Annotated in this window: 5 protein-coding genes and 2 tRNA genes; 1 reads left to right on the top strand and 6 read right to left on the bottom strand. The window is 72.6% G+C overall.

The window, feature by feature from the left end; all coding sequences use genetic code 11:
- Positions 1–26 precede the first annotated feature (26 nt).
- The 5 genes from EBO36_RS00665 to EBO36_RS00645 form a co-directional block, all read right to left on the bottom strand.
- Positions 27–99: transfer RNA gene (locus tag EBO36_RS00665), tRNA-Arg, on the bottom strand.
- A 166-nt stretch (positions 100–265) separates the two neighbouring features.
- A complete protein-coding gene (locus EBO36_RS00660; protein ID WP_122822911.1) occupies positions 266–1,057 on the bottom strand; it encodes an ABC transporter ATP-binding protein in 792 nt (263 codons plus the stop codon).
- Positions 1,057–1,950 carry an ABC transporter permease gene (locus EBO36_RS00655; RefSeq protein WP_122822910.1) on the bottom strand — a complete coding sequence of 298 codons (894 nt, stop codon included), beginning with the start codon at positions 1,948–1,950 and terminating at the stop codon, positions 1,057–1,059. The genes EBO36_RS00660 and EBO36_RS00655 overlap by 1 nt, the downstream gene beginning before the upstream one ends.
- Positions 1,951–1,957: 7 nt before the next feature.
- On the bottom strand, positions 1,958–2,980 hold the full coding sequence (locus EBO36_RS00650; RefSeq protein ID WP_122822909.1) for an ABC transporter substrate-binding protein: 1,023 nt from the start codon (positions 2,978–2,980) through the stop codon (positions 1,958–1,960).
- Positions 2,981–3,182: 202 nt separating this feature from the next.
- Positions 3,183–3,271: transfer RNA gene (locus tag EBO36_RS00645), tRNA-Ser, on the bottom strand.
- 138 nt (positions 3,272–3,409) lie between these two features.
- Between EBO36_RS00645 and EBO36_RS00640 the strand changes: the two genes are divergently transcribed.
- Entirely contained in the window at positions 3,410–4,435 is a 1,026-nt protein-coding gene (locus EBO36_RS00640; protein ID WP_127573749.1) for a LacI family DNA-binding transcriptional regulator, read from the top strand.
- A gap of 104 nt (positions 4,436–4,539) precedes the next feature.
- Here EBO36_RS00640 and EBO36_RS00635 read toward each other — a convergent pair whose 3' ends face one another.
- On the bottom strand, positions 4,540–10,812 hold the full coding sequence (locus EBO36_RS00635) for a GH92 family glycosyl hydrolase (protein WP_164471259.1): 6,273 nt from the start codon (positions 10,810–10,812) through the stop codon (positions 4,540–4,542).
- Positions 10,813–11,182: the final 370 nt, after the last annotated feature.

The raw sequence follows: 11,182 nt of genomic DNA, 5'->3' as shown, positions 1-11,182 counted from the left end.
CGGTACGAGGGCTGTGACCTGCTGGGTGCGCCCGAAGGGACTCGAACCCCCAACCTTCTGATCCGTAGTCAGATGCTCTATCCATTGAGCTACGGGCGCGTGGCCCCGGAGGGCCGAGGACAACAATAGCGGGCGAGCCGGAGAACTCCCAACCGCCCGGCCGTGACGCGGGTCACCGGGGTGCTCACCGGGGTGCCGGACGCCCGCCCCGGCCCCTCCCCGGCCGTGGCCGCGGAGCCAGGCGGGCGTGTCCGCGGAGCCGGCGCTATCCCAGCAGCGCGCGGTCGTCGAGGCCGGCGCCCTTGACCCGCTCGAAGGCGGCGAGCAGGTCGGCCACCGTGGCGGTGCGCTTCCGCTCCCCCGCGACGTCGACGACGATCCGGCCCTCGTGCATCATGATGAGCCGCGTGCCCAGCCGCAGGGCCTGCTCCATGTTGTGGGTGACCATGAGCGTGGTGAGGTGGTGCCGCTCCACCGCCTCCGCCGTGAGGCGCAGCACGAGCTCGGCGCGCTGCGGGTCGAGGGCGGCGGTGTGCTCGTCGAGCAGGAGGATCTTCGGCTCGGAGAACGTCGCCATGAGCAGCGAGAGCGCCTGGCGCTGGCCGCCGGAGAGCATGCCCACCTTGGTCCGCAGGCGGTCCTCGAGCCCGAGCTCGAGCGAGGCGAGCTCGGCCCGGAAGCGCTCGCGCTTGGCGCGCGTGACGCCGATGCGCAGCCCGCGCCGTCGGCCCCGGCCGTCGGCGATGGCGAGGTTCTCCTCGATGGTCATCTCCGGCGCGCTGCCCGCCATGGGGTTCTGGAAGACGCGGCCGATGTAGCTGGCGCGCTGGTAGTCGGCGAGGCGGGTGACGTCCGCGCCGTCGATGACCACGCGTCCCGAGTCCGGCCGCAGGCGCCCGGCGACGAGGTTGAGCAGCGTCGACTTCCCGGCGCCGTTGGAGCCGATGACGGTGGCGAACTCCCCCGCCGCCAGCGAGAGGGAGACGGCGTCGAGCGCCCGGCGCTCGTTGGCGGTGCCGGCGAAGAACGTCTTGGACAGGTCGGTGATCTCGAGCATCAGCGGCTCACCACCGATCGCCGCAGGGCGCGCAGCCTCGGCACCCGCCGCAGGACGCCCCACTGGGGCACCACGAGCGCCGCGACGACGATGAGCGCGGAGATGAGCTTCATGTCGTTGGGGTTGAGGCCCACCTGCAGGGCGAGCTGGATGACGACCCGGTAGAGGATCGCGCCGAGCACCACAGCCAGGGTGGAGATGACGACGGTCCGCGACCCGAACACCGCCTGACCGAGGATCACCGAGGCGAGGCCGACGACGATGAGGCCGATGCCCATGGAGATGTCCGCGAAGCCCTGGTACTGGGCCACGGTCGCCCCGGCGAGTCCGACGAGCCCGTTGGACAGGGCCAGACCGAGGATCTTCATCCGGTCGGTGCTCACCCCGAAGCTGCGGATCATCTCCTCGTTGTCGCCGGTCGCCTGGAGGGCGAGCCCGAGGTCGGTGTGCAGGAACCAGTCGAGGGCCACCTTCACCACGAGGACGACGGCGGCGAGGAGTGCGATGGCGACGGCACCTCCCAGGAGCCCGGCCTCGCGCAGCGGGGTGAAGATCGTCGTCTCGCGCAGCAGCGGGGCGTTGGCGGCACCCATGATGCGAAGGTTGATCGAGTACAGGCCGATCTGCGTGAGGATGCCGGCGAGCAGCGGGTTGATGCCGCCCTTGGTGTGGAGAAGTCCGGTGATGACCCCGGCGCCGATACCGGCCACGCCCGCCGCGGCCGTCGCCAGGAGCGGGTCCGTGCCGTTGGTGATGAGCACGGCCGCCGTCGCGGCGCCGGTGGTGAAGCTGCCGTCGACGGTGAGGTCGGGGAAGTTGAGGACGCGGAAGGTGAGGTACACGCCCAGGGCCATCACCGCGTAGATGAGCCCCAGCTCGACGGCGGTGATCATGCGGGCCTCACTCCAGGACGGTGTCGGCGCGCTCGAGGACCGCGTCGGGGATCTCGACGCCGAGGCGCTCGGCCGCGGCGGGGTTGACGACCAGGGTCAGCTCCTCCTGGGTCTGGATCGGCATGTCGGCGGGGTCGGCGCCCTCGAGGATCTCCACCGCCATCTCCCCGGTCTGGTACCCGAGCTCGGTGTAGTCGATCCCGTACGTGGCGACGGCCCCCCGCTCGACCGTGTCCGCCTCGGCGGCGATGACCGGCACCTGGTCGGCCTCGGCCACCTGGAGCAGCGACTCGAACGCGGAGACGACGGTGTTGTCGGTGGGGACGTAGAAGGCGTCGACGTCGAGGGACTCCGCCGCCTGCTGGACCTCGGCGGAGGTGGTCACCGTGGCGACCTCGATCGTCAGGCCGAGCTCGGCGGCGGCCTCCTCGGCGAGCGCCACCTGGATCTCCGAGTTCACCTCACCGGAGCTGTAGACGATGCCGACGGTCTTGGCGTCCGGCGCGATCTCGGTGAGGAGGCTGAGCTGCTCCTCGACGGGGTTGAGGTCGGAGGTGCCGGTGAGGTTCCCGCCGGGGCTCTCCCAGCTGTCGACGAGGCCCGCCTCGAGCGGGTCGGTGACCGCGGTGATGAGGATGGGGGTGTCGATGATCGCCTGGGCGCTCGCCTGCGCCGTCGGCGTGGCGATGGCGAGGACGAGGTCGTGGCCGGCGCCGGCGAAGGTGGTGGCGATGGACGTCGCGGTCGCCGGGTCGCCCTGGGCGTTCTGCTCGTCGTAGGTGACGTCGTAGCCCGCGTCGGCCAGCGCCTCCTTGAAGCCCTCGCGGGCGGCGTCGAGCGAGGGGTGGGAGACGATCTGGGTGATGCCGATGCTCACGCTCTCCCCACCGGCCCCGGTCGTCGCGCCACCGGACGTGGCGCCGCCGGACGTCGCGTCTCCACCGCCGTCGCCGCCGCCACCGCAGGCGGCGAGCGCGAGGACCGGGACCACGAGGGCGGTGCCCGCCCAGCGCTTCTCGAACCGCTTCATGGGCTGCTCCTTCGTCTCGGACGCCGAGGCCAGTGCGGCGAGGGTAGCCGACGATGCCCGCCGGACGAGACCCACGTCTTACCCAGCGACCGGCCCTTCGTCGGTCGGAACCGCGCTCCCCGTCGCGCGGCGGAGGACCAGGAACAACAACAGCCCGGACCTGCGAGAGGTCCGGGCTGGCGCCCATGGAGCAGGCGAAGAGCGGAGACGGTGGGATTTGAACCCACGGACGGGTTGCCCCGTCACGGCCTTAGCAGGGCCGCGCACTAGACCAGACTATGCGACGTCTCCAAGATCAGGGGTCAGGCTACCTGGTGGGACGGGCACGGCCAAAGTCGCGCGCCCCCGGTTCCGCGGCCGTTGCCGTCCGCCCCCCACAGGCCGCGGAACGTGGCACCCGCGCGAGGCCGGACGCGGGACAATCGGCGGGTGCGCGAACCGTCCCCCGTCCGCCGTGCCACGCTCGCGCAGGTCGCCGAGCTCGCCGGCGTGAGCCTCAAGACCGCCTCCCGGGCGTTGGGCGGCGAGCCCTACGTCAGCGACGCGACCCGGGCCCAGGTCCTCACGGCGGCGCGCTCCCTCGACTACCAGCGCAACTCCGCGGCGAGCCTGCTGGCGAGCGGCCGACTCTCGGACTCGGTCAGCCTCATCACCGGCGACATCACCAACCCGTTCTACTCGGCGCTCGCCAAGGGCCTCGAGGACGCCATCAGCGAGCGCCACATGCACCTGTCGGTGGCGAACGCCCGCGAGTCCGCCGAGCAGGAGTGGCGCCTGGCGCGCAGCCTCGCCGACCACCAGACCAAGGCGATCGTCGTCGTCTCGGCGATGGCGGACCACTCCCCCTACAAGACGCTGCAGGCGCGCGGGATCCCCGTCGTCTTCGTCGACCGGCCCGCCGAGCAGGTGGCGGCCGACTCCGTCGTCCTCGACAACCGCGGCGGTGGCCGGACGGCGGCGACCCACCTCCTCGGGTGCGGCCACCGGCGCATCGCCTTCGTCGGCGACTACGACTGGCTCCCCACCCACCGCGAGCGCATCGCCGGGATGGCCGAGATCCTCGACGACGCCGGGGTGAGCGGGTGGCGGGACCTCGTGCGGACCGGCGCGCACGACGCCGCCACGGCCCGCCAGCACGTCCGCGAGCTCCTCGCCCTGCCGGACCCGCCGACGGCGTTCGTCGCCGGCAACAACCAGATCGTCCTCGGTCTCGTGGAGGAGCTGGCCGCGGGCGCCCCCGCCAGCGGCCGCCCCGCCGTCATCGGCTTCGACGACTTCGAGTGGGCGCGCGTGCTCGGTATCACCGTCGTCGCGCACGACGCCGGCGAGATGGGCGCTCACGCCGCCCGCCTCGCCCTCGACCGGCTCCGGGACCGGGAGCGGGAGATCGAGACGGTCGTCCTGCCGATGACGCTCATCGCCCGTGGTTCCGGCGAGCTCGCCCCGCCCGCGTAGGCCTGGCGAGCTCGCCCCGCCCGCATAGGCCGGACACGCGACAGGCCGCGGGCCACGCCCCGTGAGGGGCGCGGACCCGCGGCCTGCGGTGCAGCGGTAGTCGGCTAGCCGACGTCCGTCATCCGGCGGCGCAGGACGACGGCGAGGCCGCCGGCTGCGACGAGGCCCAGCATGACCGCGACGAGCAGCGCGACATCCGCACCGGTGTTCGGCAGGTCGCCGGCACCCGGACCGTCGCCGGAGCCGCCGCCGTGACCAGGTCCGTTGCCGTCGCCGGGGCCGGAGCCGCCGCCAGGACCGGAACCGTCACCGGGGCCAGCACCGTCGCCGGGGCCAGCACCGTCACCGGGGCCGTTGCCGTCACCAGGACCGTCACCGTCACCAGGACCGTCACCGTCACCAGGACCGTCACCGTCACCAGGACCGTCACCAGGACCGTCACCGGGGCCCTCGCCGGCCTCGACGACGCTGAGCGTCGCCTCCGCCGTGAGCTCCGAGTCCTGCCCGGTGGCCGTGACGACGTGCTCGCCGAGCTCGGCGTCGTCGGGCATCGTGACCTCGAGCCGGAACGCGCCGGCCTCGTCCGCGACGGCCTCGCCGAGGAGCGCCGCATCGGCACCCAGCGTCACCATCACGGTCTCGCCGGGCGCGTAGCCCCGGCCGATGACCTCGAACGCCTCGCCACGGGCGACCTCGTCCGCGGAGAGCTCGATCTCCGCCTCGAGCACCGGGGCGCTACGCACCTCGAGCAGGAGCGGCTCGGAGACCGAGGCCGCGAAGGCCTCGGCGTCGTCGGGCACGAAGTGCGCCGTGTAGGTGTGGGCGCCCGACGTCTCGGCCGTGACGTCGACCGTCGCGACCCCGCCGGCGACCGTCGCCGAGCCCACCACGACGTCGCCGTCGCGGAACTCGACCTGGCCGGCGGCGGCCTCGGGCGACACGGTCGCCGTCAGCTCGAACGCCTCACCCGCGACCGGCTCGGCCGTGCTCGCGGTGAGCACGACGCTCGTCGCGACGGGCTCGGCCACAGCGGCCTCGACCCGGACCTCGGCGCTGGCGGCCACCAGGGACACCGCACCGAGCGCGGTCACCGGGTAGCTGCCGTCCGCGGCGTCGGCCGGCACGGTGAGCTCGGCCTCGATGGCCCCCTCGTCCGACGCCGTGACCGTGGCGGTCTCGTCACCGAGCGTCACCGTCACCGACTCCTCCGGGGCGAACCCGGTACCGGTGACCGTGACGACCCCTCCGGGCCGCACGACCGCGGGCGTAGCGGAGATCTCCGGCTCGTACACCGGGTCCGGGTCCACGACCGTGATCTCGAGGGACACCGACGCCGAGCGGGCGCCGTCGTCCGCCGTCACCCAGACCTCGTAGGTCCCGGCGGCGGCGTACGTGTGACCGGCGACGATGGTGCCGTCGACGACGTCGACCTGGGAGACGGGAGACCCGTCGCCCCAGTTGACGACCGCGCTCCGGTCCTCACCGGCGCCGCCGGTGACGGTCGCGAGCGTCGCCTCGAAGGCGACGCCGGTCGTCTGGGGCGCGACCTCGCCGGCCGTGACCGCGAGGTCCACCGCCGCCTGCCGCTCGCCGTCGGAGGCGATCGCGAAGGTGTGGGTGCGGCCCTGGGACTCCAGGGAGCCCGTCTCCTGGGGCAGCGTGATGCTCACGACCGTCTTGGGCGTGCCGGCCTCGTCCACCGCGAGGGTGAGCGGCCGGGTGGCGAAGATCGCGGAGTTCTTCACCGTCGACTCCGGGTTGACCCCGGAGAGGCGCCCCTCCGACAGGCCGACCCGGATGTTGCCGTAGGCGGGGGTGCCGGAGGCGCCCACCCAGTCGCCGAAGGCGATCGGCAGGGCCTGCTCGGTGCCGTCGGAGAACGTCAGCGTGCCCGTGAGCTGCTTGCCGGACTCGGTCGCGGTGCCGATGAGGGAGATCTGCGTCGCGCCCTCGCCGAGGTCGACGCGGAACGTCTGCCCCTCACCGGTGACGTTGTCCGGCTCGCCGGGGGCGATGTCGGGCAGGTCGAACGTCAGCTCGGTGCCGGGCACCGTGATGGTCTCGCCCTGGACGAACCCGCTCGCCGCGAGCTTGTCGCGGAAGTAGGAGTGCCCCTGGCCGTCGCAGCTGCCGGCGGTCAGGTTGAGGTCACCGATGCAGACGTTGTTGAAGTTGCCCACGAAGGTGTCGTCGCGGAACGCGTTCACCCGCGTCGTGGCGGTCGCGACCGTCCCGACGCTGTCGGTGGCCGTGATCGCGGCGTCGTAGACGCCGGGCTGGGTGAAGGTGTGCGGTGCGCGCACCGTCCACCCGCCCAGGCCGTTGTCGCTGAGCACGGCGTCCTGCGGGCCGGTGCCGTCGCGGTAGTCGACGACGACGGTGTCCTCGGCGGTGAAGTCGCCACCGATGACCGTGCCGAGCTGGCCGGCGAACTCCTGGCCGACCCGCACGCTCTGCTCGTCCGCGGCGAGGACCCGGAGGTCGCCCGCCTCGGCGGGGGTGGCGAACAGCTCGACCTCGGCCAGGCCGAGGTTGCCCTCGGCCGCCGAGACGGTGAGCCGGTAGTGGGCGTAGGCGGCGGCGCCGTCGGGGACCGAGAACGGCCGGGTCTGCGTCGCCCGCGGGAACTCCTGCCCGCGGCGTGCGTCCAGCTCGGTCCACGTCTGGCCGTCGGCCGAGCCCTCGAGCGTCCACGACTCGGGCGTGGAGACGCCCTCACCGGTCGTGCTCGTGAGCGTGTACTGGTGGACGAAGACGGCGCCGCTCACCGAGGACCACGTGAGCTCGGCGCTGTCGCCGTCGAAGGTCACGGCCGAGCGCATGTGGTCGTCCGTGAGCGCACGGACGTCCGTGCCGTCGCTCGCCGAGAAGGTGCCGAAGCCGGGCTTCGTGGCGTCGACGAGCGCCTGGGGCGCCGTGAGCTCCTCGTCGAGATCCTTCGCGCCCCAGCTCGTCGGCGTCTCGCTCATCGTGAAGTCGAGCGTGCCGCCGCCGCGGATGAGGTCGCCGTCGATCGTCGTGTCCGTGAGCGCGACACCGTTGTGCTCGAGCCCGGCCACGTAGACCATGCCGTCGCTCGCGCCCGGAGCGTTGATCGTCAGCGGGGTGTCACCGAGGTTGAGGGTGACGCTGTCGAACAGCGGGGACCCGATCGTGTAGTCGCCCGAGCCCACCTGGAGCGGGTAGAACCCGAGCGCCGAGAAGATGTACCAGGCCGAGAACTCGCCGTTGTCCTCGTCGCCGGGGTAGCCCTGACCGATGTCGGAGCCGGCGAACAGCCGCTGCTGGATGTCGCGGACGAGCGCCTGCGCCCCGGCCGGGTCACCCGCCTCGGCGAGGATGTAAGGGATGTGGTGGGCGACCTGGTTGGACATGCCGAGCATGCCGAGCCGGACGTCGCGCGCCTCGCGCGCCTCGTGGATCCCGGAGTAGTCGGCCCGCTCCTGCGTGGTGAGGAACGCGTCGAGCTCGTCGAGCAGCTCGCGGCGCCCGCCGTAGAGGGCCGCGAGCCCGTCGACGTCGTGCGGGGCGTGGAACGCGAACGTCCAGCCGCTGGCCTCGGTGAACGCGCCACCCCAGGCCTTCTTGTCGAAGTCGGCGCCGTCGGACCACGTGCCGTCCGCGTTGCGGGCGGTGAACACGCCGGCCTCGGGGTTGTACATCTCGGCGAAGTGCCCGGCGCGGACGTCGAAGTACTCGGCCTCCTCGCGCAGCTGCTGCACGCGGCCCTGCGGGGTGGCGGGGTCCTCGGCGAGCGCCTGGGCCATCTGCGCGATGCCGAAGTCGTTGATGAAGCCCTCGAGCCCCCAGGAGGCGGACTGGTGGGTGGTGGCGTCGGTGAAGCCGAGGAAGATCGACCGCTCGAGGCCCTTGCGGCCCACGGCGTTGGACGCCGGGAGCACGGTCGCGTTCGTCACGGCGGCGTCGTACGCCTCGAGCGCGAGGTCGTTGCTCAGCGCGCCGGCGAGGTAGGCCTCGGCGAAGGAGACGTCCGAGCTCGTGCCGGTCATGAGGTCCGCGTAGCCCGGCGAGGACCAGCGGGCGACCCAGCCGCCCTCGCGGTACTGCTCGACGAACCCGTCGACGAGCTCCTCGGTGAGGTCCGGGTAGAGCATCGAGTACGCCGGCCAGGCGGTGCGGTAGGTGTCCCAGAACCCGTTGTTGACGTAGACCTTGCCCGGCACGACCTCGGCGTTGGTCTCGGTCGCCGTCGCGCTGCCCGTCGTCGGGGAGACGGGGCTGGCGTACTCGTAGCGCGGGCTGTCCGCGGTGCCGACGTTCTCGAACTGCGAGTTCGGGTAGAGGTTGAGCCGGTACAGGCCCGAGTAGAGGTTGACGAGCTCGGCGTCGGTGGCGCCCTCGACGTCGGTGATGACGCTGAGGCGGTCGTTCCACGCGGCCATGACGTCGGCCTGGACGTCCTCGAAGGTCCGCCCGTCCAGCTCGAGCTCGAGGTTGTGCGTCGCCTGGTCGACGGAGATGAACGACGACGCGATGCGCAGCTCGACCGTCGTGTCCTCCGACGTGTCGAAGGCGGCGTACCGCGCGGAGGCGCGGTCACCGCGCGGCGTGGCGCCCGCGGCGGTGGGGGTGGCGTCGAACTGGCCGGAGACGAACATCCGGGTGCGGCCGGGCCAGCCGGAGCCGCCGTCGACCCAGCCGGTGACGGCGCCGTCGGCGGAGACGTTGAGACCCGAGGTACCGACACCCTGGTCGACGAGCACGCTGCCGGCGTCACCGGTGAAGGTGAAGCGGTAGACGGCGCCGTGGTCCGTGGGGGCCACCTCGGTGGCGATGCCGTTCTCGAACTCGACGGCGTACAGGTCGGGCCGGGCCACCTCGTTCTCGTGGCGGAACGCGAGCCGGCGGTCGTTGATGCTCGACGTGGGGCTGGTGCCGTCGGCGGGCATCACCGCGAGCTGGTTGCGGTCACCCATCCAGATGCTCGGCTGGTGCGAGAAGCCGATGCCGGCGAGCCCGGGCAGGTTCTGCGCGTTGTTCTCGCGCTGGTAGCTGTAGACGGTGCCCGTGGTGTTCGGGTTCGTCATCGGGGTGATGAAGTTGAAGCCGTTCGGCCACGCGCTGGCGGGCAGGTTGTTGCCGCGCGAGAAGCCGCCGGTGGAGTTCGTGCCGCGGCGGGTGTCGACGTAGCTGATGAGCCCGTCGGAGGTGTCGCGAGGCTCGGCGGCCTCGATCGTCACGTCGTCGAGGTAGCCAAGCACGGGGGTGCCGGCGGGGGCGCCGGGCTGGTCGTATGAGAGCAGGACCTTGTCCACCGTGCGGCCGGCGAGCGCGCCGAGGTCGACGGTGACGGAGTTCCACTGGTCGGGCCAGAGGATCTGGCCCGTCCCCTGCGAGCGCGCGTTCGCCGCGTAGCCGTACGCGTCGGTGGCGTCCGTCGCGGAGAGGAGCGTGCCGTCGTCGAGGAGGAGGTCGACGGCGACGTGCGTGGCGGCGTAGGTGAGCTCGGCATCGAGCACCGGGAAGATCTTGTAGGTGAGCTGGCTGTCCTCGGCGAGGTCCACGTCGACGTCGAACAGCTCGTTCGTCGCGCTGGCGTCACCCTCGGCGAGGATCTGCCCGCTGTACTGCAGGGAGCGGACGCCGGTGAAGCCGACACCGGTCTTCGCCGTGTGGGAGGACGCGGGGCCGGAGGCCACCTCGGAGACCATCGGCGAGATCGTCACGCCGCGGTCCGCGTCGAGGAGGTCGAAGTCGGCAAGCTGCATGAGGGTCGAGTTCGGGCCGGCGTTCGCCGTGACGGCGAGGCGGTAGTACGTGAACTCGGCGCTGCGCTCGGCGAGCGCGTAGTCCTTGGTGACGAAGCGGTTGTTCTCGGTGCCGACCTTCCACGCCTGCCCGGTCTGCGCGTCGAGCCGGACCCAGGTGACGCCGTCGGTCGAGCCCTCGACCGCGAAGTCGCGCGGGTCACGCTCGGGCGCGTCGTTGGCGGAGGTGAGCGCGTAACCAGTGATCGAGGTGGGCTCGCTCAGCTGGTAGGTGAGCGTGCCGGAGGCGGCGCGGGTGAGCCACTTCGAGTTCGGGTTGCCGTCGGCGGCGTTCGGCGGCGCCTCGTTGTCCGGGCTGGAGCCGGTCGCGCTGACGTTCGTGACGAAGCCGAGGAGGCTGCCGGCCGCGAACCGGTCACCGGTGAAGTTCACCGGCCCGGTGCGGAACGGCTGGGTCTCCGCGGGCTGCGGGTCGGCTGACTCGAACGACGAGGCGAACTCGGTCTCGGCGGCCGCGGCGGGAAGCGCCATGGCGGCGATCCCCATCGTGCCCGCGAGGGCCCCGACGAGCGAGGCCGCGATCGCGCGTCCCGTCCGCCGTCGTGCGGGTGTCGGCAGGGTCATCTGCAGGATCTCCTTCGGCTGCATCGTGAAGCCGCACCATCGCGGCACTGTTCGGTCGTGCGACCAGGCAGGGGCTGGGCGCCGCGCAGGCCGCCCCTGGGGCTCGTCCCGCGCATCGCTGTCACCTGGGCCTGACATCGCTGTCACACGTCCACGGGGACGATATCACCGTAGCCGCGACCGGTGACCTCCGGGAGCCCTTTTTCTCGTCCCTCGGGCGGGGTCGCCAGGCACCGGGCCCGGCGGGTCGCCTCGACGGGGCGGCTCGACGAGTCGCCTCGAGGGAGCGGCGCGGGCGCGCTCCGATACGCGCCGACGCGGGCCGGCCCCTTGGGGCGCCGCGGGTGAGCGGGTGGGGCGCCAGTCCACACGGGTGTCCGTGCGGACGGGCGCC

Origin of the sequence: Georgenia faecalis (assembly GCF_003710105.1) — a bacterium.
Taxonomy (GTDB): Bacteria; Actinomycetota; Actinomycetes; order Actinomycetales; family Actinomycetaceae; genus Georgenia_A; species Georgenia_A faecalis.
Note: the sequence above shows the minus strand (reverse complement) of the source record. Positions and strands in the feature narration are given on the sequence as shown.